The sequence below is a fragment of the Mycobacterium fragae genome (assembly GCF_002102185.1).
GTDB lineage: Bacteria > Actinomycetota > Actinomycetes > Mycobacteriales > Mycobacteriaceae > Mycobacterium > Mycobacterium fragae.
On the sequence record NZ_LQOW01000026.1, the window covers coordinates 90,449 to 113,547 of the forward strand.

At 64.8% G+C, this 23,099-nt stretch carries 27 protein-coding genes; 13 read left to right on the forward strand and 14 right to left on the reverse strand.

Features of this window, described 5'->3' with window-relative positions:
- Positions 1-33 precede the first annotated feature (33 nt).
- The gene (locus tag AWC06_RS14820; protein WP_085198755.1) at positions 34-873 is read left to right on the forward strand and encodes a hypothetical protein; all 840 of its coding nucleotides are present in this window, start codon (positions 34-36) and stop codon (positions 871-873) included.
- A 59-nt stretch (positions 874-932) separates the two neighbouring features.
- Here AWC06_RS14820 and AWC06_RS14825 read toward each other — a convergent pair whose 3' ends face one another.
- Both AWC06_RS14825 and kstD read right to left on the reverse strand, forming a co-directional pair.
- Entirely contained in the window at positions 933-1,802 is an 870-nt protein-coding gene (locus tag AWC06_RS14825) for a MaoC family dehydratase (RefSeq protein WP_085198756.1), read from the reverse strand.
- 1 nt (position 1,803) lies between these two features.
- Positions 1,804-3,462: a 3-oxosteroid 1-dehydrogenase gene (kstD, locus tag AWC06_RS14830; protein ID WP_085199021.1), complete on the reverse strand. Its 1,659-nt coding sequence runs from the start codon at positions 3,460-3,462 to the stop codon at positions 1,804-1,806.
- Positions 3,463-3,534: 72 nt separating this feature from the next.
- On the opposite strand from kstD, the gene AWC06_RS14835 reads away from it, so the two are divergent.
- The 7 genes from AWC06_RS14835 (at position 3,535) to AWC06_RS14865 (ending at position 9,785) form a co-directional block, all read left to right on the forward strand.
- Positions 3,535-4,320 carry a 2-keto-4-pentenoate hydratase gene (locus AWC06_RS14835; RefSeq protein ID WP_085198757.1) on the forward strand — a complete coding sequence of 262 codons (786 nt, stop codon included), beginning with the start codon at positions 3,535-3,537 and terminating at the stop codon, positions 4,318-4,320.
- Positions 4,321-4,340: 20 nt separating this feature from the next.
- Positions 4,341-5,255, forward strand: coding sequence for an acetaldehyde dehydrogenase (acetylating) (locus AWC06_RS14840; RefSeq protein WP_085198758.1), 915 nt, complete (start codon positions 4,341-4,343; stop codon positions 5,253-5,255).
- Complete coding sequence (gene dmpG / locus AWC06_RS14845; protein WP_085198759.1) at positions 5,252-6,307, forward strand: 4-hydroxy-2-oxovalerate aldolase; 1,056 nt, start codon at positions 5,252-5,254, stop codon at positions 6,305-6,307. Before AWC06_RS14840 ends, dmpG begins: the two co-directional genes overlap by 4 nt.
- Positions 6,308-6,325: 18 nt before the next feature.
- Positions 6,326-6,628 carry a hypothetical protein gene (locus tag AWC06_RS14850; protein ID WP_085198760.1) on the forward strand — a complete coding sequence of 101 codons (303 nt, stop codon included), beginning with the start codon at positions 6,326-6,328 and terminating at the stop codon, positions 6,626-6,628.
- A gap of 87 nt (positions 6,629-6,715) precedes the next feature.
- On the forward strand, positions 6,716-7,855 hold the full coding sequence (locus tag AWC06_RS14855) for a hypothetical protein (RefSeq protein WP_085198761.1): 1,140 nt from the start codon (positions 6,716-6,718) through the stop codon (positions 7,853-7,855).
- Between the two features lie 2 nt (positions 7,856-7,857).
- A complete protein-coding gene (locus AWC06_RS14860; protein WP_085199022.1) occupies positions 7,858-8,640 on the forward strand; it encodes an SDR family oxidoreductase in 783 nt (260 codons plus the stop codon).
- Positions 8,640-9,785 carry a sulfotransferase family protein gene (locus AWC06_RS14865; RefSeq protein WP_085198762.1) on the forward strand — a complete coding sequence of 382 codons (1,146 nt, stop codon included), beginning with the start codon at positions 8,640-8,642 and terminating at the stop codon, positions 9,783-9,785. The genes AWC06_RS14860 and AWC06_RS14865 overlap by 1 nt, the downstream gene beginning before the upstream one ends.
- Before the next feature lie 25 nt (positions 9,786-9,810).
- Here the strand turns inward: AWC06_RS14865 and AWC06_RS14870 are convergent, their stop codons facing one another.
- Genes AWC06_RS14870 through AWC06_RS14885 form a run of 4 tightly spaced genes read right to left on the reverse strand, consistent with a single transcriptional unit; the run spans position 9,811 to position 11,747 of the window.
- Positions 9,811-10,152 (reverse strand): nitrile hydratase accessory protein, encoded by a 342-nt coding sequence (locus tag AWC06_RS14870; RefSeq protein ID WP_085198763.1) that lies wholly within the window; start codon positions 10,150-10,152, stop codon positions 9,811-9,813.
- Positions 10,149-10,769, reverse strand: a complete 621-nt coding sequence (nthA, locus tag AWC06_RS14875) for a nitrile hydratase subunit alpha (RefSeq protein ID WP_085198764.1) — start codon at positions 10,767-10,769, stop codon at positions 10,149-10,151. The genes AWC06_RS14870 and nthA overlap by 4 nt, the downstream gene beginning before the upstream one ends.
- Positions 10,766-11,494 carry a nitrile hydratase subunit beta gene (nthB, locus tag AWC06_RS14880; protein WP_085198765.1) on the reverse strand — a complete coding sequence of 243 codons (729 nt, stop codon included), beginning with the start codon at positions 11,492-11,494 and terminating at the stop codon, positions 10,766-10,768. The genes nthA and nthB overlap by 4 nt, the downstream gene beginning before the upstream one ends.
- The gene (locus AWC06_RS14885; protein ID WP_227370958.1) at positions 11,460-11,747 is read right to left on the reverse strand and encodes a hypothetical protein; all 288 of its coding nucleotides are present in this window, start codon (positions 11,745-11,747) and stop codon (positions 11,460-11,462) included. Before AWC06_RS14885 ends, nthB begins: the two co-directional genes overlap by 35 nt.
- A gap of 105 nt (positions 11,748-11,852) precedes the next feature.
- Here AWC06_RS14885 and AWC06_RS14890 point away from each other — a divergent pair, with 105 nt between their 5' ends.
- The gene (locus AWC06_RS14890; RefSeq protein ID WP_085198767.1) at positions 11,853-12,437 is read left to right on the forward strand and encodes a TetR/AcrR family transcriptional regulator; all 585 of its coding nucleotides are present in this window, start codon (positions 11,853-11,855) and stop codon (positions 12,435-12,437) included.
- Positions 12,438-12,439: 2 nt separating this feature from the next.
- On the opposite strand, the gene AWC06_RS14895 is transcribed toward AWC06_RS14890, so the two are convergent.
- The gene (locus AWC06_RS14895) at positions 12,440-12,904 is read right to left on the reverse strand and encodes a hypothetical protein (protein WP_085198768.1); all 465 of its coding nucleotides are present in this window, start codon (positions 12,902-12,904) and stop codon (positions 12,440-12,442) included.
- Positions 12,901-14,043, reverse strand: a complete 1,143-nt coding sequence (locus AWC06_RS14900) for a 3-ketosteroid-9-alpha-monooxygenase, oxygenase component (RefSeq protein ID WP_085198769.1) — start codon at positions 14,041-14,043, stop codon at positions 12,901-12,903. Before AWC06_RS14900 ends, AWC06_RS14895 begins: the two co-directional genes overlap by 4 nt.
- Before the next feature lie 113 nt (positions 14,044-14,156).
- Between AWC06_RS14900 and AWC06_RS14905 the strand changes: the two genes are divergently transcribed.
- Positions 14,157-14,681, forward strand: coding sequence for a gamma carbonic anhydrase family protein (locus AWC06_RS14905; protein ID WP_085198770.1), 525 nt, complete (start codon positions 14,157-14,159; stop codon positions 14,679-14,681).
- A gap of 4 nt (positions 14,682-14,685) precedes the next feature.
- Here the strand turns inward: AWC06_RS14905 and AWC06_RS14910 are convergent, their stop codons facing one another.
- From AWC06_RS14910 to AWC06_RS14930, 5 genes are read right to left on the reverse strand one after another with little or no spacing between them, the layout of a single operon-like run.
- Positions 14,686-15,105, reverse strand: coding sequence for a nuclear transport factor 2 family protein (locus tag AWC06_RS14910; RefSeq protein ID WP_085198771.1), 420 nt, complete (start codon positions 15,103-15,105; stop codon positions 14,686-14,688).
- On the reverse strand, positions 15,102-15,974 hold the full coding sequence (locus AWC06_RS14915) for a TIGR03619 family F420-dependent LLM class oxidoreductase (RefSeq protein ID WP_085198772.1): 873 nt from the start codon (positions 15,972-15,974) through the stop codon (positions 15,102-15,104). Before AWC06_RS14915 ends, AWC06_RS14910 begins: the two co-directional genes overlap by 4 nt.
- A 5-nt stretch (positions 15,975-15,979) precedes the next feature.
- Entirely contained in the window at positions 15,980-17,149 is a 1,170-nt protein-coding gene (locus AWC06_RS14920) for a thiolase domain-containing protein (RefSeq protein ID WP_085198773.1), read from the reverse strand.
- On the reverse strand, positions 17,149-18,213 hold the full coding sequence (locus tag AWC06_RS14925) for a thiolase domain-containing protein (RefSeq protein WP_085198774.1): 1,065 nt from the start codon (positions 18,211-18,213) through the stop codon (positions 17,149-17,151). The genes AWC06_RS14920 and AWC06_RS14925 overlap by 1 nt, the downstream gene beginning before the upstream one ends.
- A gap of 8 nt (positions 18,214-18,221) precedes the next feature.
- Positions 18,222-19,211 carry a Zn-ribbon domain-containing OB-fold protein gene (locus tag AWC06_RS14930; RefSeq protein ID WP_085198775.1) on the reverse strand — a complete coding sequence of 330 codons (990 nt, stop codon included), beginning with the start codon at positions 19,209-19,211 and terminating at the stop codon, positions 18,222-18,224.
- Positions 19,212-19,257: 46 nt separating this feature from the next.
- Here AWC06_RS14930 and AWC06_RS14935 point away from each other — a divergent pair, with 46 nt between their 5' ends.
- The 3 genes from AWC06_RS14935 to AWC06_RS14945 are packed head-to-tail and all read left to right on the forward strand — an operon-like array spanning position 19,258 to position 22,242.
- Positions 19,258-20,289 (forward strand): LLM class F420-dependent oxidoreductase, encoded by a 1,032-nt coding sequence (locus tag AWC06_RS14935; RefSeq protein ID WP_085198776.1) that lies wholly within the window; start codon positions 19,258-19,260, stop codon positions 20,287-20,289.
- A 43-nt stretch (positions 20,290-20,332) separates the two neighbouring features.
- On the forward strand, positions 20,333-21,049 hold the full coding sequence (locus AWC06_RS14940; RefSeq protein WP_085198777.1) for an acetoacetate decarboxylase family protein: 717 nt from the start codon (positions 20,333-20,335) through the stop codon (positions 21,047-21,049).
- The gene (locus tag AWC06_RS14945) at positions 21,046-22,242 is read left to right on the forward strand and encodes a cytochrome P450 (protein WP_085198778.1); all 1,197 of its coding nucleotides are present in this window, start codon (positions 21,046-21,048) and stop codon (positions 22,240-22,242) included. The genes AWC06_RS14940 and AWC06_RS14945 overlap by 4 nt, the downstream gene beginning before the upstream one ends.
- Before the next feature lie 11 nt (positions 22,243-22,253).
- On the opposite strand, the gene AWC06_RS14950 is transcribed toward AWC06_RS14945, so the two are convergent.
- Positions 22,254-23,093 carry a hypothetical protein gene (locus tag AWC06_RS14950; protein WP_085198779.1) on the reverse strand — a complete coding sequence of 280 codons (840 nt, stop codon included), beginning with the start codon at positions 23,091-23,093 and terminating at the stop codon, positions 22,254-22,256.
- Between the last annotated feature and the right edge of the window lie 6 nt (positions 23,094-23,099).

Consider the following 23,099-nt stretch of genomic DNA (forward strand, 5'->3'; position numbering starts at 1 on the left):
GGCCCTGTCAGTACGTGGTTGCACACTATGTGCATGGGGGATCCATTCATCGGAAGCGAGGCGCTCGCTGCAGGCAGGCTGACCCGGCATCAGCTTCGCACTCGATTCGTCGCGCTTCACCAAGACATCTACATTGGCAAAGATGCCGAACTGACGCCAGTGCTTCGGGCGAAGGCGTGCTGGTTGCGATCGCGGCGTCGCGGAATTCTCGCCGGTTACTCGGCGTCCGCCTTGCATGGGGCACGGTGGATCGACTCATGGCGACCAGCGGCGATTATCGACTCCAACCGTCGCCGCGTATCCGGCATCGAGGTGTGGGAGCAGGCAATTGAGCCCGACGAAATCTGCATCATCGACGGGATGCGAGTCACGACGCCCGAGCGCACCGCCCTCGACCTCGCCTGCACGTACCCCGTCGACGAAGCCGTCGCGGCTATCGACTCACTGGCCCGTGCCACTCACCTCAAGCTGGCCGACGTCGACCTCCTTGTCGAGCGCTACACGGGCCGTCGCGGCATCAGGCGCGCCCGCGTCGCGCTGGACCTCGTCGACGCTGGTGCGGAATCGCCGCGGGAAACGTGGTTGCGGCTCATTCTCATTCGTGCGGGCTTTCCCCGTCCGCAGACACAGATCCCCGTTCACAACGAATACGGCGTATTGATCGGGGAGGTCGACACGGGATGGGAGAACATCAAGGTCGCCGCCGAGTACGAGGGGGACCACCATTGGAAGAGCCGTCGGCATTTCGTGAAGGACGTCAGGCGACTCGAGGCATTGACAGAGGCAGGTTGGATCATCGTACGTGTGACAGCGGAAGATACCCAAGCCACCGTCGTACGCCGCGTGGCCGCCGCACGTGGCCGCCGACTGTAACGCTACGGCGGAATCTAATGGGAAATGCCGCCATGGCGTTCCGCTCGGCGGGAAGGGGACTACGTGGGGACCAGCTCGACGCCGCTGAGCACCACGGCGTTCTCGCGCGACGGCGCGACGACGCTGGCCAACAGCCGGCCGTCCTCCTTCCAGACGGCGGCTCGTAACGTCTCGCCGGGATACGCCACACCGGCGAACCGCGCGCCGTAGGAGCCGACGGCGGCGACGTCGGCGTCGAGCAGCGCGTCGACGATGGCCTTGCAGGCCATGCCGTAGGTGCACAGGCCGTGCAGGATGGGACGCGGAAAGCCTGCGGCGGAGGCGAATTCGGGATCAGAGTGTAGCGGGTTGCGGTCGCCGCAGAGCCGGTACAGCAGTGCCTGTTGCGGCAACACGGGCATGTCCAGTTCGAGATCGGGCGCCCGATCCGGCGGGTTCGCCGACGACCCGCCCCCTGAAGGCCCACGCTCACCGCCGAAACCGCCCTCGCCGCGGGCGAATATCGAACGACGCTGGGTCCACAGCGGGTGACCATCCAAATCCGTCACCGTGGTCTCCGACCAGATCACCGCGGCCTTGCCCTTGTCCCAGATATCGGTGAACCGGGTGACGGCCCGGGCGGAGCCAGACGGTGGCAGCGGCGCCGGCGCCGTGACTTGCTCACTGGCGTGCAGGACCTTGCTCAGCTCGATGTCGATGCCGGGAAACTTGACGGTCGGCGGCTTGGTGGCGTGAAAGGTGGCCGCCACGTTGCCGAATGTAGGCAGTACCTGCGGCGTGTCATCGACGAGATAGCGCAGCTCGCGAGGATCCACCGGATCAGCACCGGCACCCAGCGCTAAGTGGTAGAGCTGCACATCGCTGCTGCTCCAGGAGAATTCGAGCGGCTCCAGCTCGGCGGCGAGTGCGGCGTCGACATTGATCGGCATATCAGGCCTCCCCTGCGATGTGCAATGCCGCGAGGTAGCCGAACGTCATCGCCGGGCCGATGGTGCCGCCCGGGCCCGGATAGGTATGTCCCATCACCGGAGCGCTGACATTGCCTGCGGCGTAAAGACCTTCGATGACGCTGCCGTCGTCCCGCAATGCGCGGCCATGGACGTCGGTGCGGATACCTCCCTTTGTGCCCAGGTCGCCGGGCACCATCTTGGCGGCGTAGTACGGCGGGTGGCTGAGCTCGCCGAGGTTGGGGTTGGGCTTGTTGGTCGGGTCGCCGTAATAGCGGTCATAGGCACTCTCGCCGCGGTGATAGTCCTCGTCGACGCCTGAGCGCGCGAAGCCGTTGAACCGCTGCACAGTCGCAACAAACTCATCGACCGGCAGTCCGGCCTTCCCGGCCAGCTCCTCCAAAGTGGACGCCTCGACGATGACGCCCGATTCCAGCCACTTACGCGGAAGGCGTTGTCCGGGCTGCAATCCCGCGAAGATGTAGCGGTCCCGATAGCGCTGGTCGAACACCAGCCAAGCCGGGATGTTCTCGCCCGGACCGGGACCCTGGCCGAATTCGCCGCCGTACATGTGGTGGCACGCCTCGACGTAGGGCATCGATTCGTTCATGAATCGCTTGCCCGACATGTTGACGATGATCGACCCGGGGGAGTTGCGCTCCGACAACGCGAACCACGGCGCACCCACCAGCGGGACCGTCGGGCCCCACCAGGCGTCCTCCATGATGTCGAGGGCAGCGCCGAGCTTTTCCGCGGCGAGGATGCCGTCGCCGGTGTTGGCTTTGGCGCCGACCGTCCACTCGGTGGTGATCGGCGCACGCTGGTATTTGACCCGCATCTGCTCGTTGTGCTCGAACCCTCCGCACCCGAGGATCACCCCGCGCCGAGCCTTGATCAGCTCGCCGTCGTTGACGTAAACGCCGCGCACCGCACCGCCTTCCACGTATAGATCGGTCAGCGCGGTGTTCAGTTGGACCGGAACGCCTGCCTGTCGCAGACCGATCCGCAACGGCCCGATCAGCGCGCGGCCCATGCCGACGAGATGCTTCCCGGTCGCCTTCGCCCACATCGTGCGCGCACCCACCCGTATGCTGCGCAGCACACCCCGGGGATGACGCTTGAGCTGGTTTAGTCGCACGTAATCCTGTTGCATCACAACGACATTGAGGGGCACCTTGCCGTACGGCGGCTCCAGCCCGGCCAGATCGGGCCCGAGCTTTTTGGCGTTGAACGGCTTCGGCTCGATGGAACGCCCGCCGGGCCGCCCGCCCGGGGCCTCGGGATAGTAGTCGGAGTAACCGGGCACCCAGCACATCTTCAGCGGCGTGTGCTTCAACACGAACGACAGCATCTCGGGCCCGCGCTCGAGATAGGCGTCGATGCGTTCCGGTTCGACGATGCCGCCGATGATCCCGTGCAGATAAGTGCGGGCCGCTTCCGGGGTGTCCGTGACGCCGTCACGCCTGAGGACCTCGTTGTTCGGAATCCAGACGCCGCCGCCCGAGCGCGCGGTGGAGCCGCCATAGTGCACAGCCTTCTCGATGACTATTGTCGAGAGACCTCGGTGAGCGGCGGCCAGCGCAGCGACCATGCCGGCGCCGCCGCTCCCGACCACGACGACGTCGAACTCCTGAGCTGTCATGTAGAACACGTTATAGAATTGCCAGGGCTGGGCGCTACTGGCCCGGTCACACCAACGAGGGGACTTCGGCTGATGATCCCGGTTGCCACCCGTGATGTGCTGGCCGCCGACCTCGCGCAGGCCGAGCGGAGCCGCCAGCCGATCGCGCCGCTGACGGCCGCGCACCCCGAGATCGACGTCGTGGACGCCTACGAGATCCAGCTGATCAACATCCGTCAGCGGGTCGCCGAAGGGGCCCGCGTGGTGGGGCACAAGGTGGGCCTGTCGTCGCTGGCGATGCAGCAGATGATGGGCGTCGACGAGCCGGACTACGGCCATCTGCTCGACGAGATGCAGGTGTTCGAGGACATTCCGGTCAAGGCGGACAAATACCTCTATCCGCGGGTAGAGGTCGAAGTCGGTTTCGTCCTGGCCCACGACCTGCCCGGCGCGGACTGCACCGAGGACGACGTGCTCAAGGCGACGGAAGCGTTCGTCCCGGCGATCGAGCTCATCGACACCAGGATCACCGACTGGAAGATCGCGCTGTGCGACACCATCGCCGACAATGCCTCATCGGCCGGCTTCGTGCTCGGCGCGGCGCGGGTGTCGCCCAACGACGTCGACATCAAAGAGATCGACGCCGTTTTGACCCGCAACGGCGAGGTGGTGGCCAAGGGTCGCAGCGACGCGGTGTTGGGCAACCCGGTGACCGCGGTGGCGTGGCTGGCCCGCAAGGTGGAAAGCTTTGGTGTGCGGCTGCGAAAAGGTGACATCGTGCTACCCGGTTCGTGCACCCGGGCCATCGACGCCAGGTCGGGCGACAATTTCGTCGCCGACTTTGCCGGCCTCGGGTCCGTCCGGTTGTCGTTCGAATAATTCGAATAAGAGGAGCGTTCATGCCGTCCAAGGCCTCGGTCGCAATCGTCGGGTCGGGCAATATCAGCACCGACCTGCTGTACAAACTGCGGCGCTCGCAGTGGCTGGAGCCGCGTTGGATGGTCGGCATCGACCCGGAAAGCGAAGGGCTGGCGCGGGCGCGCAAGCTCGGTCTGGAAACCACTCATGAAGGCGTCGACTGGCTACTGGCCCAGCCGGACAAGCCTGACCTGCTGTTCGAGGCGACCAGCGCCTACGTGCACAAAGCGGCAGCGCCGAAATATGCCGACGCCGGCATCCGGGCCATCGACCTGACACCCGCGGCGGTCGGCCCCGCGGTGATTCCGCCGGCGAACCTGAGGGAGCACCTCGACGCGCCGAACGTCAACATGATCACCTGCGGCGGACAGGCCACGATCCCGATCGTCTACGCGGTATCCCGGGTCGTCCAAGTGCCCTACGCCGAGATCGTCGCCTCGGTCGCATCGGTGTCGGCCGGCCCGGGCACCCGGGCCAACATCGACGAGTTCACCAAGACCACCGCCCGCGGCGTGGAGACCATCGGCGGCGCCCAACGCGGCAAGGCGATCATCATCCTCAACCCGGCCGACCCGCCGATGATCATGCGCGACACCATCTTCTGCGCCATCCCCGACGACGCCGACCGCGACGCGATCGCCACATCCATCCACGACGTGGTCGCCGAAGTGCAGACCTACGTGCCGGGCTACCGGTTGCTCAACGAGCCGCAATTCGACGAGCCGTCGCTCAACTCCGGCGGCCAAGCCCTGGTCACCACCTTCATCGAGGTCGAGGGAGCCGGCGATTACCTGCCCCCGTATGCGGGCAACCTGGACATCATGACTGCGGCGGCCACCAAGGTCGGCGAGGAGATCGCCAAGGAAACGCTGTCGGTTGCAGGAGGTACACGATGACCGGCATTTGGGACGTCCGCATCACGGACACCTCACTGCGGGACGGCTCGCACCACAAACGCCACCAGTTCACCAAGGACGAAGTCCACGCCATCGTCACCGCCCTCGACGCCGCCGGCGTGCCGGTCATCGAGGTGACCCACGGCGACGGGCTGGGCGGATCGTCGTTCAACTACGGGTTCTCCAAGACACCCGAGCAAGAGCTGATCAAACTGGCCGCCCAGACCGCTAAAGAGGCCAAGATCGCGTTTTTGATGCTGCCCGGCGTCGGCACCAAAGAGGACATCAAAGAAGCCCAAGACAATGGCGGCTCGATCTGCCGGATCGCCACCCATTGCACCGAAGCCGACGTGTCCATCCAGCACTTTGGCTTGGCCCGCGAGCTGGGCCTGGAAACCGTCGGGTTTTTGATGATGGCGCACACCATCCCACCGGAGAAACTGGCCGCCCAGGCCCGCATCATGGCCGACGCCGGCTGCCAATGCGTCTACGTGGTGGACTCCGCCGGCGCGCTGGTCCTCGAGGGCGTGCGCGACCGGATCGCGGCGCTGGTCGCCGAGCTCGGCGACGACGCCCAGGTCGGGTTCCATGGGCATGAGAACCTCGGCCTGGGGGTGGCCAACTCGGTCGAGGCCGTCCGGGCGGGCGCCAAGCAGATCGACGGGTCGGTGCGCCGGTTCGGGGCCGGGGCGGGCAATGCTCCCGTCGAGGCGCTGATCGGGGTCTTCGACAAGATCGGCGTCAAGACCGGCATCGACTTCTTCGACATCGCCGACGCCGCCGAGGACGTGGTGCGCCCCGCGATGCCGGCCGAATGCCTGCTCGACCGCAACGCGCTGATCATGGGTTACTCCGGTGTGTACTCCAGCTTCCTCAAGCACGCCGTGCGGCAATCCGAACGCTACGGCGTGCCCGCCCACGAGCTGCTGCACCGAGCCGGTCAGCGCAAGTTGATCGGCGGCCAGGAAGACCAGCTCATCGACATCGCGCTGGAAATCAAACGCGAGCACTCAAGCGGCGCCGCACGGCACACACAGGCCACCACAAGCTAGCGCGAGTAGCCTGGCCGCATGAGCGCTTCCAAGACATTCGGCCCACGTCGCCGCGGGCTGTACGGCCTGCTCGCCGGCGGGCTACTCACTGCGACCGCCGCGACGGTGATCGCGCTGCCTGTGGCTAGCGCGGATCCCCCGTGCAACCAGACCGTCGGTAACTCCATCGACCAGTACCTGCAGCGCCATCCTGACCTTCACGCGCAGCTGCAGGCCAGGTCGCAGGCGGAGGGCGGTAACGGCAACGTCATCGATTACCTGAACCGGCATCCGGATGTGCGGCAGCATCTGATCGACCTGTCGCAGCAGTGCGCACTGTAGTGAGTCGGCCTCGTCTTTGAACGCCGCGGCTGGCACGCGGAATGTTCGCCCATTGACGAAAATTAGAACACGTTCTAGCGTCAAGGCGTGTCCGCTGATCCTGTCTCTGGCCCCCTCACCTCCGCGATCGCCGAGGCCGAAGCGCTAGTCGCCGCCGCACCGCACATCGAGACCGAAGCCGACCTGCTCGAAGGACTGCAATACCTTGCCGGCTGTGTGGCCGCCTGCACGCACATCGCGTTCGACTACGAGCGCGATCACCCATTTCTGCTGTCGGGCACCGGACCGTTCACCAAGATGGGCTTGGACAACCCGGACACCCTCTATTTCGGCTGTCGGGTCCAGCCCGACCGGGATTACCTCGTCACCGGCACCCGCGGCACCACCACCGATCTGAGCTTCCAGCTGCTCGGCGGTGAGTACACCGACGACAACGTGCCCGCCAGCCAGGCCGCGTTCGACGACCGTGAACTCGAGATCGCCGCGGACGGCAGCTTCGAATGGCGGTTCAGGCCGACTGCGCCAGGTCAGCTGGTGATCCGCGAGGTCTACGGCGACTGGTCGCAGCGCCGCGGCACGGTGGCTATCCAGCGGCTGGACACCGCGGGCACCGCGCCACCGCCTCTGACCCGCGCCACGATTGAAAAGCGTTACGCCACAGCGGGAAAACAACTTGTCAGCCGGGTCAAGACGTGGCTGCAGTTCCCGCAGTGGTTCTACCTCAACATCCCGGTCAACACCATGGTGGCGCCGCGGCTGACGCCCGGCGGCCTGGCGACGCAGTACTCCTCGGCCGGGCATTTCGAGCTCAAACCCGATCAGGCTCTGGTGATCACGCTGCCGGTGACCGACGCGCCCTACCTCGGTTTCCAGCTGGGCAGCATGTGGTACATCTCGCTGGACTACATCAACCACCAGACCTCGCTGAACGCCACTCAGGCCCAAGCGGATCCGGACGGAAAGATCCGCATCGTCGTCGCCGACCAGAACCCCGGGGTCACCAACTGGGTCGAAACGCTGGGGCATCGCCGCGGATTCCTGCAGTTCCGATGGCAGCGGGTGTCACGTCCGCTCACCGAGGCAGACGGGCCCACTGTCGAACTCGTCGATATTGACACGGTTTCCGCAGTCCTGCCGTACTACCAGGACAACAAGATTTCCGACGACGCCTGGCGTGCGCGAATCGCCCAGCGCCAGAGCCAAATCGCGAACAGAATGCTGGGGTGATGATGTCGGGGTTGCTGGACGGCAAAATTGTGGTGATCAGCGGCGTGGGCCCCGGACTGGGCACCACGCTGGCGCACCGATGTGCGCGTGACGGTGCCGATCTGGTGCTTGCGGCTCGCAGTGCCGATCGCCTCGACGATGTCGCCAAGCAGATCATCGATACCGGGCGACGGGCGGTCGCGGTGCGGACCGACATCACCGACGACGCTCAGGTGAGCAACCTTGTCGACGCCACGCTGGAGGCATACGGCAAGGTCGACGTGCTGGTCAACAACGCGTTCCGGGTGCCGTCGATGAAGCCGTTGGCGGGCACCACATTTCAGCACATCCGGGACGCCATCGAGCTCAGCGCGCTCGGGGCCCTGCGGCTGATTCAGGGCTTCACCCCTGCATTAGCGGAGTCGCAAGGCTCGGTCGTGAACGTCAACTCGATGGTGATCCGCCACTCGCAGGCGAAGTACGGGGCTTACAAGATGGCCAAATCCGCGCTGTTGGCCATGTCGCAGTCGCTGGCAACAGAGCTCGGCGAAAAGGGCATCCGCGTCAACTCCGTTGCGCCCGGGTATATCTGGGGCGACACGCTGCAGGCCTACTTCGAGCACCAGGCCGGCAAGTACGGGACGACAGTGGAGCAGATCTACCAGGCCACTGCGGCGAACTCCGACCTCAAACGGCTGCCCACCGAGGACGAGGTGGCGTCGGCGATTCTTTTCCTGGCCAGCGACCTGTCCAGCGGCATCACCGGGCAGACCCTCGACATCAACTGCGGGGAGTATCACACCTGATGGCCGATCGAACCGATGTCGGCACCGTCGAAGAATTGCACGCATCGGCCAGCAAGCTGATCGGCCTCGACGACTTCGGCAGCGACGACGACAACTACCGCGAAGCCCTGGGCGTCCTGCTGGACTCTTATCGGCGGGAAGCCGGGCTTACTGTGTTGGGCAGCAAGATGAACCGGTTCTTCCTGCGCGGCGCGCTGGTGGCGCGGCTGCTGTCGGAAGCTGCGTGGAAGCAATACCCGCAGCACGCCGACGTCGTCATCGAACGGCCGATCTTCGTGACCGGGCTGGTGCGCACAGGCACAACAGCGCTGCATCGGCTACTCGGCGCCGACCCGGCGCATCAGGGGCTGCACATGTGGCTGGCCGAGTTCCCGCAGCCGCGGCCGCCCCGCGACACCTGGGAGTCGAACCCGCTGTACCGCCAGCTCGATGCGCAATTCACCAGGCACCACGAAGAGAATCCGGGATACACCGGCCTGCACTTCATGGCCGCATACGAGCTGGAGGAATGCTGGCAGCTGCTGCGCCAATCGCTGCATTCGGTGTCCTACGAGACGCTGGCGCATCTACCGAGCTACTCGCAGTGGCTGTCCCGCCAAGACTGGACGCCGTCATATCGGCGGCACCGCAAGAATCTTCAGCTGATCGGACTCAACGACGTCGAAAAGCGTTGGGTGCTGAAGAATCCCAGCCATCTGTTCGCGCTGGATGCGTTGATGGCGACCTATCCGGACGCGTTGGTGGTGCAGACCCATCGGCCGGTCGAGACAATCATGGCCTCGATGTGCTCGTTGGCGCAGCACACCGCGGAAGGGTGGTCGACGACGTTCGTCGGCGCCCAGATCGGCGCTGACTCAATGGAAACCTGGTCGCGTGGACTGGAGCGGTTCAACACAGCACGTGCAAAATATGATCCGGCACAGTTCTACGACGTCGACTACAAGGATCTGATCGCCGACCCGATGGGCACGGTGGCCGCCATCTACCGCTACTTCGGCATCGAATTAACCGACGAAGCCCGGCAGGCCATGAAGGACATCCACGCCGAGAGTCAGACCGGGGCGCGCGCACCCAAGCACACGTATTCGCTTGCCGACTACGGGCTTACCGTCGAAGAAGTCAAAGAGCGTTTCGCCGGACTGTAAGCCGATCAGATCACAGCAGCCGCTGCTAGTGGTGGTGGTCGTGAGCAGCCAGCGCGACTGTTCTGTCGTGAAGTTCGGACTGGGTGAGGAGTCCGCGACGGCACAGGACGTGTTCTAGTGCGGCCAGCCATCGCTGGTAGTAGTCCCACTCTTCTGCGTGCTGCGGCTGGCTCTCCCATTGCCGGATCTCGGCGATAAGTTGTTGGTGGAACTCACGCCAATAGAACCTGCCCGCGTCGGAGAGGGCGACAGCGAGCGTGAAAACCGTGGCTTCCCACGGCGCGGAAAAGATCAATTCGCCGTTGACTCGCGGAAGCGCGGCGTGGCCCGGCGCATCGAATGGCTTCATCATTGCGTGTCGAGTCATGGACGGGTCTTGCTTCCGGCCGGGTCAGCGATGACAGCTGCGCCGACCATCGAATCGCGCGTGATGATAGTTACGAGATCGTCGATGCTCCAGTCCTCGGTGTGGGCGGGCCGCCGCGGTAGCACCATGTACCGAGTTTCCGCGGTCGAGTCCCACACGCGGATTTGAGTCAACGCGGGTAAATGCACTCCGAACTCGGCGAGGACCGTGCGAGGCTCGATCACCACGCGGGCACGGTACTCGGGAGATTTGTACCAGGTCGGGGGCAGCCCGAGCACTGTCCACGGGTAACACGAGCACAGCGTGCAGACGATCATGTTGTGGACATGGTCGGTGTTTTCCATGACGATGAATTCGGTTGGGGCGGTGAGGCCCAATTCCTCCAGGGCGGCGTTGCCATCGGCCAGTAACCGCCTTTTGTATTCGGGGTCGCTCCAGGCTCGGGCTACCACGCGTGCACCATTGAGTGGCCCGACATCGTTTTCGAGCGTCGCCGCAACCGCATCGACTGCCGCGCGTGTAATCAGTCCCTTTTCCAGGAGCAGCGATTCGATCGCGCGGGCGCGCAGGGCAGGATCCGATTGTCCCGCTTCTGCTTGGCGGTCTTGATGATTCATGCCGCGTCCAGGTAGCTTTCCCACAGCCCAAGCTGCACTTTCAGATTGGCCTCGGCCGTATCTCCCCACAGATCGTGACTGTCAAAGCTCACGGTGTAGACGTACTGGGGGTTTTCTCCCATTCCATGTGCGTCGGTGTCGGCAAAGACGGCGGCCGGATGGATCCTGGTGATTCTGCCGCGACGACCGCGCACGTAGCGGGGCAGTCTGGTATGCCCACGGGGATGGATGTTGCGCGCAATGACGTCATCGCCCACAGCGAAACGCGGTGGGTAGTCAACCTGCCGGCGGTTACCCGGTTCACCACCGCGCGTCGGCGGTCCCGGCGTCCCGGCGGGCTGAGCTCCGCCGCTGCTGCTCTGCACGTTTCTGCTGTCTTTCGCGCTAGCGAGTTGCTCAACACGATCGCGGATCTCGTCTCGCTCCAAGAGCATGCGTTGCACCAACGCGTTTTCCAGCCCATCAAGGTGGCGCTCGAAGTAGCTGTCTTGCAAGTAAAGAAGGGGCGGCAGGCTCTCGATGGCATAGCGCAAAACACCACCGCCGCCGAGGTGGCCGGCGACCAGCAACACCATTGTCATGGCTTCCACGCGCCCCTCCCACGGAGCGTGAAACACCGGCTCGTTCTGTGGGCGCGGAATAGTCCCGAAGGATTGCATTCCGCCCTGGTCATGTTGCCCGTTCACCACGTCATTGAATTTCTTGCCGCCCGAACCACACACCATCCGGGGCGCCTATTGCGCCGGCCTTTTCGCGGGCGATCGCCAACTCCGTGGAAACCGCGAATGTCCGCGCCTGGTCGAAATCTGCCATGTCCATCACCACGATGACGGTGTTCGGATCGTCGGCGTCGACGTAGGTCCCGGTTACCACCAAACCGTGCGCACGCCGCACGGCGTCCAACTCGGGATCACGGAACACAGCGTTCCACTGTCCGACACTGTTGACCTTTTGTTTGACGAGCATTACTCCGGCCATTGTGAACCCTCAATCATCAGCGAAATGTCTACATTCGTAGACATACGATGATAGCGCTGTGCCGCTAAGATGTCTACAGCCGTAGACACACTCTTGGAGGGCGCCATGGCGCAACAGGTTGGCGGCGAGCAGCCGCGGTATCGCGACGCTTCGGCTACCCGCAACCGACTATTGGAGGCGGCCAAGCAGCAGTTCTTGCAACGTGGTTATCGAGGCACCTCGTTACGCTCGATCGCCGCCCAGGCCGGCGTGGACGTGATGCTCATCCGCCGCTACTTCGGCTCCAAACAGCAGCTCTTCACTCAGGCGACCGATATCTCGGACAACGTTCCCGCCGCTCGCCGGGCCCCCGATGACGCGGTAGGACAGCTCCTGATCGAACGTGTGCTGCAAGCCCGCCGCGATATCGACGCCCCGCTGTTCGCGCTGCTGCGCTCCAGCGGGGACCCCGAGGTTGTCGCGCGGCTTAACCAGCAGATCGAAACCGGCCTCACTCGCAACCTGTCCGGCCGTATCACCGCCGACCAACCGCGACTTCGCGCCGACATGGTCACCGCTCTGCTGTTGGGCATCGGCGTGCAGCGCGCCCTGCTACAGAAAAAGCCGATGGCCACCGCCCACGACGATGACATCGCGGCCGTGTTTCTCGAGGCCTTCGAAACGATCACCAAACTGCCCCAAGGCCGTTGAGCTCAGCCGTCGCCGGGGGGCGGCGCAGTCGACACCGGGTCCAAACATCCTTCGGCAACGGCATGTTCGATGCTGTCGGCCAGCCTCGGGCAGGACTTGGTGCGCGCGCTGTCCCCACCGGACGCGCGCAGTTCGGCGAAATAGGCGCAGCGCTGCGACGCTTCGGTATTCCACTGCACCGCGGTGTGTCCGGGGCCGAGCTTCTTGACGTTGACCGTGACGTGACAGAACCGGCAGTCCACCGGTTGCAGGCCCGAGGTCAGGTACCGCTCCCGGTCGGCCTGCGTAGCATCCCGCACCGCGGCGGCGCGTTGCGGGTCGTCGGCGAAAGCCGGTGCCTTAGACCAGGATCCGCGGCGTCGCCCCTGGGCGGCGGGTGGTGGCTCGTCATGGCTGTCGTGATCGCCGCGCAGCGCCAACATCGACCGAGCCAGCTGGTCGACGTCGGGCGGCTGCTCGCCTGTCATGCCGTGGGCTGCTCCTCGGCCTGCCGCTTGAGGTTCTCCTCGACCTCCACGTGCCACTTCTCGTTGGCGACCGTGGTATCCACCTCGATCTCGAAGCGGTCGGTCATATCCGGGCTGACGTCGGCGACGTCGACATAGAACTGCTGATACCACCGTCGCATCTGATAGACCGCGCCGTCCTCCTCGACCAGCAAGGGGTTGTCGATGCGGGTCTTGTGCTTCCAGATCTCAACATCCTGTAAAAAGCCCTTGCTGACGCCCTCAGTGAACGTCTTGGCCAGCTTCTCAGTCATCTTCTCGTCCAAGCCCTTTGGCTTTTCGACGATGACGCCCCACTGCAACACAAACGAGTCCTGGGTCACCGGGTAGTGGCAGTTGATCAGGATCGACTCGGCCTTGTAATCGCCGTAGGTGTTGTGCAGCCAGTTGATCATGAACGACGGCCCGAAGTAGGACGCCTCCGAATCCAGGTGCGCCTCACCGTACGTGGTGCCCATGTCGTTGACGTCGGGGCGGCCGACATTATGCAGGTACTGCGAGGCGATGTGGCCCTCGAAGACGTTCTTGAAGTACGTCGGCAAACCGAAATGGATGTAGAAGAAGTGCGCCATGTCGGTGACGTTGTCGATGATGTCGCGGCAGTTGGAGCCCTCGATCAATATCGAGTTCCACCGCCAGTCGGTCCACTCGTCGCTGGCCGCCTCCGGAATCTCGGGGATCCGCACCTCGGGTTGCGGCGGGTTGCCCTCGTGGTCGTGCCAGACGAACAGCAGCCCACCACGCACGTCGGTGTGCCATGAGCGGGTGCGCGCCAGCCGCGGCGTGCGCTTGGCGTAGGGCACCAGCTTGCACTTGCCGTCGCCGCCCCATCGCCAGTCGTGGAATGGGCATGCGATTTCATCGCCCTTGATGGTGCCCTGTGACAGGTTGCCACCCATGTGGCGGCAGTAGCCGTCGAGGACGTGTAGCTCATCGTGAGAGTCGGCGAACACGACGAGATGGGTGCCGAAAGCCTCGATGCCGTGCGGCTGACCGTCCAGGTAGTCCTTGACCGGGCCGAGGCAGTGCCAGCCGCGGGCATACCTGTCGGGCAGGGTGCCGGCGTCGATCTCGCGAATACCGGCCGTCTCGGTAGCCATGACGCCTCCAAGTTCATCAGCTTCTAACTAGAACACGTTACAGTTTTGTACCGGTATCGCGCAACGAGAGCGGCGTTGACGACGGCATACCCGACCTGGGGTATATCTGAACGATGCCGCTGTTTTCATTCGAGGGCCGATCACCGAAGGTCGATCCCACCGCGTTCGTCGCCCCAACCGCCAGCGTGATCGGCGACGTCACGATCGAGGCAGGGGCGTCGGTGTGGTTCAACACCGTCCTGCGCGCCGACTATGCGCCGGTCATCGTGCGTGAGGGCGCCAATGTGCAGGACGGATCGGTGTTGCACGCGCCACCCGGCATTCCGGTCGACATCGGCCCGGGAGCGACGGTGGCGCATATGTGTCTCATCCACGGGGTTCACGTCGGCGCCGAGGCGCTGATCGCCAATCACGCCACCGTGCTCGACGGCGCGGTGATCGGCGCACGCAGCTTGATCGCGGCACATTCACTGGTGGTGGCCGGCACCCAGATTCCAGCCGAAGTGTTGGTGGTGGGATCCCCAGCGAAGGTCAAGGGCCCGATCGCGGGCACCAGCGCCGAGACGTGGGTGAATGTCAACCCCCAGGCGTATCAGGATCTGGCCCGGCGCTATCTGACGGGCCTGGAGCCGATTTAGCGGTCTATACCGGTCGGGCGGTCGCAGCAGCGCGGTCCAATTCCCAATACGCGCGCAGTGCCACCAACTGGCCGTCGTCGTTGGCCTTGTAGGTGAAGACGCCGTCGGCGGTGATTTGGTGTCCGCCCATCGTGATCACGATGTTGCCGACGTTGGCTTCCTCGTTGCCGCACTGGTAGGTGTCGCGGAAGTTGAACTCGATCTTGTCCGTCGGTGCAATCGCCTTGTCCCAGAACGCTGAGATCGCGTCGCGACCGCGGTGCCCTTTGCCTTCCGGATCGAAATGCGACGGCCCGATGGGGTCTTCGACGATGGCATCGTCGGCGAACACCGCCAGCCATGCTTCTTTGTCCCTGGTCTCGACCGCCTCGCGTGAGCGCCGTCCGGCGGCGTGTGCGGGACGCTCGGTCTGTGTCTCTGTCATTTGTCCTGCCATCCGGATTGAATGTATTTGTCGGCGAAGCGTTTCAGCGAGTCCAGCTTGTCCTGCAACGGCGCGTCCGGGCGTCGAACCCACGGCATGACGATGTAGTCGGTGACGCCGATCTCGGCGAGATCGCGGTGCCCGTCGATGCCGAACCGGTCGATGCAGACCGCCTGGTATTCGAACGGCTCGGCGTCTCGGCCGTATTCGGCGCGTAACGCGCTCAGCTTTCCGATGGTGTCGGCCAGCTGGTCGCGGGTCATCATGGCGCTGGTCCAGCCGTCGCCGACCCGGGCGGCACGCTTCAGCGCGACCTCGGTGTGGCCGCCCACGTAGAACGGCACCGGCTGCGACGGAGCAGGGCTCATCTGTAAGCGGTCGAAATCGTAGAATTCGCCGTGGAATTCGACCATGCTGCCGCCCAGCACCAGTTTCATGACCTCGATCATCTCGTCGACACGGGCGCCACGGCGCTGATACGGCACGCCACACCACTCGAATTCCTCAGGCGCCCAGCCGATTCCCACGCCCAGCGCAAAGCGGTTGTTGGTCAGATTCGCCACCGAGCCGACCTGGCGTGCCAGCAGCAACGGATTGCGAGAGCCGAGCTTCATCACGTTCGTGTAGAACCGCAGCTTCGATGTGACCGCGCCCATCGCGCCGGCGGCGATCAGCGGGTCCACGATGGGCGTGTCCGCAGTCCACATCCGCGACCCGTCAGGTGTGTACGGATAGTCGACCGACTGCTTTTCCATGTAGAACAACGAGTCCGGCAGCGCCATCGCATCGAAGCCCACCTCTTCGGCGGTCTTGGCGAGCTCGACCAGCTCGTCGATGGGCGCCATCCAGATACTGCAGGAGTACTTCATCCTCGTCACGGCTTATCGGCCCCCACCACCCACATCGAGTAATACTGCGAACCGCCGCCGTAGGCGTGGCCCAACGCCTTGCGGGCATTCGGCACCTGGTGCGCCCCGGCCTTGCCCATCACCTGAATTGCGGCTTCGGCGAAGCGGATCATGCCCGATGCGCCGATCGGGTTCGACGACAACACCCCGCCGGAAGGGTTCACCGGGAGCCGGCCGCCGATCGCGGTCTCACCGGCCTCCGTGAGCTTCCATCCTTCGCCCTCGGGCATGAACCCGAGGTTTTCCAGCCACATCGGCTCGAACCAGGAAAACGGCACATAGATCTCGGCGGCGTCGATCTCGTCGATCGGGCTGGTGATGCCGGCCGCTTTCCACAATGCTGCCGCACAGTCGCGGCCCGCCTGTGGGTTGACCTGGTCGCGACCCGAGTAGGCCAGCGGTTCGGTGCGCAGCGCGGTCGCATGGATCCAGGCCACCGGATGTCCGTCGGCGACGCGGGCGTCGGCGGTCTGCTCGTCGCCGATGACCAGCGCGCAGGCGCCGTCGGAGGAGGGGCAGGTTTCGTCGTATCGGATGGGATCCCAGAGCATTTGCGACGACATCACCTTCTCCAGCGTGATGTCGGCTTGCTGCAGATGCGCCAGCGGGTTCTTGGCGCCGTTCAGCCGATCCTTGACCGCCACCATCGCGCCGATGTGGGTCGGCGCGCCCGAACGGCGGATGTAGGAGCGTACGTGCGGAGCGAAATAGCCACCGGCGCCCGCTCCGACAGGCTTGGTGAACGGCACCGGAATGCTCAACGCCCACATGGCATTTGACTCCGACTGCTTCTCCCAGGCCATCGCCAGCACGCGGCGATACCTGCCGGACTGCACTAGGCTGGCTGCCACCACACCGGTGGACCCGCCCACCGAGCCGGCGGTGTGCACCCGGATCAGCGGCTTGCCACTAGCTCCCACCGCGTCGGCCATGAACAGTTCGGGCATCATGACGCCCTCGAAAAAGTCCGGCGCCTTGCCCACCACGACGGCGTCGATGTCGTCGAACGTTAAACCGGAATCGGCCAGTGCCTTGTCAATCGCCTCCCGTACGAGGCCGTTCATCGAGACGTCGTGGCGCTTGGCGACGTACTTGGTCTGCCCGGTGCCGAGTACTGCGGCGATTTGCCCGGCCATCAGTTCCAACCTTCCATGACGGCGACCAGGTTCTGCTGCAGCGCCGGTCCGCTGGTCGCATGCGCCAGCACCCGCTGGGCCGATCGGTCCCAGATGTGCTGTGCGGCAAAGCCGATCCGCTCGAGCCCGGCGACGAACATCGGGTTGGCCGCCAGCGGCCCGCCCGAGGGGTTGACCTTCGTCGACGACGGCAGCCCGATGGCCTCGGTGAGGATGAGCTGCTGGTGGGTGAACGGCGCATGCAGCTCCGCGATTTCGATGGAGGCGACGTCACCGTTGGTCGCCGTTCGCGCCGACGTGGCCGTCGACGGCGACACCGTCAGGTCTCGGGCACCCAACACGGGAGTCTCGATGCGATGGTCGATGCCAGTGATCCAGGCAGGGTTTTCCCGGAGTTCGCGGGCCCGGTCGCCAGCCGCCAACACGATCGCGGCTGCCCCGTCGGTGATCGGCGCGATGTCATGGCGACGCAGCGGATCGGCGAAGAACGGTCGCGTCAGCAGTTCGTCGATGCTCTTGGCGGGCTTTTCCGAATCGGTCCGCTGAGCGCAAGCAAACGAATCGAGCGCGACCTGCGCCATCTGCTCAGCCGTCCACTTGCCGGCGTCCAATCCGAAGCGGGCCTGCAAACCCGCCAGCGACACCGAATCCGGCCACAACGGCGCGACGGTGTAGGGGTCGGTCTGCCGCGACAGGATGCGGCGCAGCACCCCGGCCGAGGATTTGCCGAAGCCGTAGACGAGCGCGGTGTCCACCTCACCGGTGAGCAGTTTGATGTACGCCTCGAACAACGCCCAAGCCGCGTCCATCTCGACATGCGACTCGTTGATCGGCGGCACCGCGCCGATCGAGTCGATCGCCGAAATGAACGAAAAAGCGCGTCCAGCAAGGTAATCCGATGACCCAGAGCACCAAAAACCGATATCGGCGCGTGCGATGCCCAGGTCGGAATAGAGCTGGGCGAAACACGGCATCAACATCTCGACGCCGTTGGTGGTGCCGTCGGTGCGGCGTACGTGTGGGGCGTGGGCGAACCCCACCACCGCTACATCACGAGTAGTCATAACAGCCTTTACAGGTGGTGTTTGTAGGTGTCGTAGTCGGCGTCCGGTTCGCCGGTCGGCCGGAAATGGGAGATGTTGTCGATGCCCAGGCCCCATTCCTCACGCGGCTTCCACACCGCTTCGACCCGCATGCCCATCCGCACCTCGGAGGCGTCGATGTCGGTAACCAGGTGCAGGAACGGAATATCGGCTCCGTCGAGCAACACATAGGCCGCCACGTAGGGAGGTTTGATGCGCTGGCCGGCGAACGGGATGTTGATGATCGCGAACGTCGTCACCGTGCCCTTGTCCGGCAGCTCGACGTAGTTGTCGAGGGCCAGGCCGGTGGCGGGGTCGACTTCGCGCGCCGGGAAGTACAGCTTGCCGTCCTCGCCGGTCCGTGCGCCCAGCAGCTTGCCTTCCTGCAGCGCCCGCAGATAGGCGCTTTCCGGATGCGATGCGGTGTGCTGGATCTCCAGCGTGATCGGTGTTTCGATCATCGTCACCGGGTCACGGTCGTCCGGCTGGCCTTCCGGTTCGGTGTCCTCACCCAGCTCGAAGTAGGCGATGTCGGTGATGGCGCCGGCCGGTTCGTCGGCCCAGTGCACGTGCACCCGGGCGCCGGTGCTGATGGCCTCGGCGCTGCCCGCGTCCACGGCGTGCAGCAGCGGGGTGTCGGCGCCGTCGAGCGTGATCAGCGCCCAGGCGAACGGACGGTCCAGCGGCTGGCCTTCCAGTGGGTGCGCTTGCCAGGTCCAGGACTCGACGGTTCCGACGGCCGACACCGGTACCATCTCGCCCAGCGGTTCGTAGGTGACCGGGTCGTATTCGGCCGGCGGCACATGCACCCGGCCATCTGATCCGCGCACTCCGAGGATGCGGCGCTCGCGTAGTGCGGTGAAAAACTTGCCCAGCGTGGGACCGACCGAACGGGTGTAGTCGAAGGACAACGTCAGCGGCGCCGAGAGAGGCGGCTCAGGGTGGTCGATCAGGGACGGGCTGCTTGAGCTTGCTGTCACGCCTTCGAGTAGAACAGGTTCTAAGAATCTGAGCAAGGAGCCGGAGATGAAGCTGGGACTGCAACTGGGATATTGGGGCGCTCAGCCGCCGGAGAATGCCGCCGAGCTGGTGATCGCGGCCGAGGACGCCGGCTTCGACGCGGTGTTCACCGCCGAGGCGTGGGGATCGGACGCCTACACGCCGCTGGCCTGGTGGGGAGCGTCTACCCGGCGGGTGCGGCTGGGCACCTCGGTGGTGCAGCTGTCTGCGCGCACCCCGACCGCGTGCGCGATGGCGGCGCTGACCCTGGACCATCTCTCCGGTGGCCGGCACATGCTGGGGCTGGGCGTCTCGGGTCCGCAGGTGGTAGAGGGCTGGTACGGCCAGTCGTTTCCCAAGCCGCTGGCCCGCACTCGCGAATACATCGACATCGTCCGCCAGGTGCTGGCCCGGGAGAAGCCGGTGACCAGCGACGGCCCGCACTACCCGCTGCCGTTGACCGGCGAGCGGACCACCGGCCTGGGCAAGGCGCTCAAGCCCATCACCCATCCGCTGCGGGCCGACATCCCGATCCTCTTGGGCGCCGAAGGCCCGAAGAACGTCGCGCTGGCCGCTGAGATCTGCGACGGCTGGCTGCCGATCTTCTACGCCCCGCGGCTGGCCGATATGTACAACGAATGGCTCGACGAGGGATTCGCCCGGCCCGGGGCACGGCGCAGCCGTGAGGACTTCGAAATCTGCGCGACCGCGCAGGTGGTGATCACCGACGACCGGGCGGCGGCGTTCGCGGGGATCAAGCCGTATCTGGCGCTCTACATGGGCGGCATGGGCGCCGAGGACACCAACTTCCACGCCGACGTCTACCGCCGGATGGGCTACGCGGAGGTGGTCGACGAGGTCACCAAGCTCTTCCGGTCGAACCAGAAGGACAAGGCGGCCGAGATCATCCCCGACGAGCTCGTCGACGACGCCGTGATCGTCGGCGACTTCGACTACGTGCGTAAGCAGATCACGGTCTGGGAGGCCGCGGGTGTCACGATGATGGTGGTCACCGCGCGCAGCCCGGAGCAGGTCCGCGAGCTCGCAGCGTTGACCTAGACGGGTATTGCCGGACCGATAGAACACGTTCTAGATTGGCCGGATGACAGCCTCGCAGTACACCATCGCAGGCACCGTGTTGACCATGCCGGTGAACATCCGCAAGGCGACCCAGCGCATGGCCGTGTTCTCGGTCGACGCCGACGCCGCGCAACGGACGATCGACTACAGCGGCCTGAAGGTGGCCCGCTTTCTGCCCGGCCGCGCCGCCGTCGCCCTGGTGCTCGCGCACTTCATCGACGGTGACCTCGGCGAGTACCACGAGCTGAGCACCAATGTGATGGTCAATCAGCCCGGGTCCACCGTGTCCGGTTTTCGCGCACTGCAGTCCGCCTTCATCCATCACATGCTGGTCGACCAAAGCTTCACTCTCGAAGCGGGGCGAACGATTTGGGGATTCCCGAAAGTGATGGCTGACTTCAGAATTCGAGAGGCTGACCGGTTCGGCTTCGACGTGACCGTCGACGGCCAGCTCGTGGTCGACATGGAATTCCAACGCGGCCTGCGGGTTCCGTCGGCACTGACCTATCGCGAGCAGCAGTTGCGCTCGTACTCCCATCGCGACGGTCATACATTGGAGACGGGGTTCAGCATGTCCACCGTGGGTTCGCGTTATCGGCCCGGCGGGGTGCGGCTACGACTCGGCGATCACCCCTATGCGAAAGAGCTTGCGTCGCTTGGCTTGCCTAAGCGAGCGATGCTGTCGACTTCGGCTGCCAACGTGCAGATGTCATTCGGTAATGCCCAGGAGATCTCATGACTTCGACCAGACCGGACGTCGATCTCACCGACGGCTCCTTCTACGCGGGCGACTATCGGTCCGTCTACCGCTGGATGCGGGAGAACGAACCCGTCTTCCGCGACCGCAACGGGCTGGCCGCGGCGTCGACGTACCAGGCGGTGATCGAGGCCGAGCGCAACCCGGAGTTGTTCTCCAACGCCGGCGGCATCCGGCCCGACCAAGACCCGATCGAGATGATGATCGAGATGGACGATCCGCAACATCTGTTGCGGCGCAAGCTCGTCAATTCCGGTTTCACCCGCAAGCGCGTGAAAGATCTGGAACCCAAGATCATTTCACTGTGCGACACGCTTATCGACGCGGTCTGCGAACGCGGAGAGTGCGACTTCGTCTGGGACCTGGCCGCGCCGCTGCCGATGGCGGTCATCGGCGACATGCTCGGTGTGCGTCCTGAAGAACGCCAGATGTTCCTGAAGTGGTCCGACGATTTGGTCAGCTTCCTGAGTAGCACTGCGTCGCCAGAGGGTGTCCAGGCCAGCATGGAAGCCTTCGCCGCCTACAACGAATACATGATGGGGATGATCTCGGCCAGGAAAACGCAACCGACCGACGATCTGGTCAGCGTCTTGGTGCACGCCGAGGTCGAGGGGTCGCGCCTGGAGGACCATGAGATCGTCGTCGAGGTTGTGCTGCTACTTGTCGGCGGCGACGAAACCACCCGTCACACGCTGTCCGGCGGCATGAGGCAGCTGCTGCTGCACCCCGATCAGCACAAGCGGCTCGCCGCGGACCTGGGATTGCTGCCGAACGCGATCGAAGAGATGCTGCGCTGGACGGCACCGGTCAAGAACATGGCCCGAACGGTCACCGCTGACAACGAGTTTCACGGCACCCAGCTGCATCAGGGTGAGAAGATGATCCTGTTGTTCGAGTCGGCGAACTTCGACGAAAAGGTATTCGACGATCCGGAGACCTTCAACATCGAGCGCTATCCGAACAATCATCTGGCGTTCGGATTCGGGACGCACTTCTGCCTGGGCAACCAACTCGCCCGGCTCGAGCTGTCGATCATGTTGACCCGACTGCTGCAACGCCTTCCCGATTTGCGGCTGGCGTCGGATGCGGAGCTGCCGCTGCGGCCCGCGAACTTCGTGTCCGGTCTGGAGAAAATGCCGGTCGTGTTCACCCCTAGCGCGCCGGTGGGCAACTAACTCGCCGAGCTTCACGTTCGGCGTTCCCATGCCGATGAGACCCGCCGGATGATGCCGCCTTCCGTATCCTCGGCGGTCACCCGGATGTCGATCCATCCCAACTCCATGACCGCTTCCGCTCGCCTGATGTCGTGGTTGAATTGTCGGCGATCTGTGCGATGGTGGTCACCCTCATAGTCGACGGCCAGTTTGATGTGTTCCCAACCCATATCGACGACGGCCACGAGCTGGCCGTACTGGTCGTAAACCGGGATCTGCGTCTGCGGCGGAGGAAAGCCGGCCCGAATGAGTGACAGCCGCAACCACGTTTCCCGCGGGGATTCGGCACCGGGATCGACGAGCGGCAGCGCGATGCGGGCGTGTCGTATGCCGCGGCGGCCCTTGTAGCGCTCGGCGAGCAATTCGACGTCGGCCATTTTCAGGTGTGTGGCCCGGGCAAGCGCATCGATGGCGGCGACCGCCTTGCCGACGGGATAGCGGCAGGCCAGATCAAGAGCGGTGCGGGCCGGACTGGTGACCGGTATCCCATCGACCATCTGCGCCTCGTCCTCCTCGAAGCGATCCGACCATGTGCGGATGCCATTTGGCGGACGCCGATAGTCGTACAACAGCTCAGCCGGAGCATGATCGTCGACCCACTTGGCACCATGCATCGCTGCCGCTGACTGGCCGGCGATGATTCCGCGGCGACGAGACCACATCCAGGCGGCGCGAGCGCGCAACGCAGCCGTGAGTTCGGTGTCGGCTCGGACATAGACGTCTGGATGGATTGCGACGTATCTGCTTCGCAGCGCGTGTCGCGTCAGCCGACCGCGCGCCAGGGCTTCGCTGCCTATGAATGGTTCCCCCATGCCGGC